At 55.6% G+C, this 414-nt stretch carries 1 protein-coding gene; it reads right to left on the bottom strand.

Features of this window, described 5'->3' with window-relative positions:
• Positions 1 to 91 precede the first annotated feature (91 nt).
• On the bottom strand, positions 92 to 414 hold a 323-nt coding region (locus E0L35_RS26785), incomplete at its 5' end, for a hypothetical protein (RefSeq protein WP_249362197.1).

Genomic DNA, 414 nt, shown 5'->3' with positions numbered 1-414 from the left:
CTCCGGCAGCCTGCAAGTGGACACCGAGCAGTTAGCCAGCGACATGCTGAGTTTTTTCCAGAACTAAGAGGCCGATGAAGTGAGTATCCGGTTACAACAGGTGAAGGCGTTGTTGCAGGGAATTCGTGACGACGACGCACTGTACGATTCCCTGCGTGAACTTCTCCAGCGTCAGCGGATCTGCATGATTCGCCGCGCCAGAGAGGATCTGCTGGCGGTAAACGACGAGATAACGCAGCACTATGAGCAGTTGCATGCGCATAGCCATCAGCGGCATAGCCTGCTGAAAAGGCTCGGTGTTAGCGTAAATCGTGCCGGTCTGGCGCAGGTTTTTGCCTGGCTTCCGGCGGTACAAAAAGCGGCAGCGCAACAGTTGTGGCAACGCCTTGAGCAAAAAGCAGAACGCTGCAAAGC

Source organism: Halomonas sp. ATBC28 (assembly GCF_005937175.1).
Lineage (GTDB): Bacteria > Pseudomonadota > Gammaproteobacteria > Pseudomonadales > Halomonadaceae > Vreelandella > Vreelandella titanicae.
Note: the sequence above shows the minus strand (reverse complement) of the source record. Positions and strands in the feature narration are given on the sequence as shown.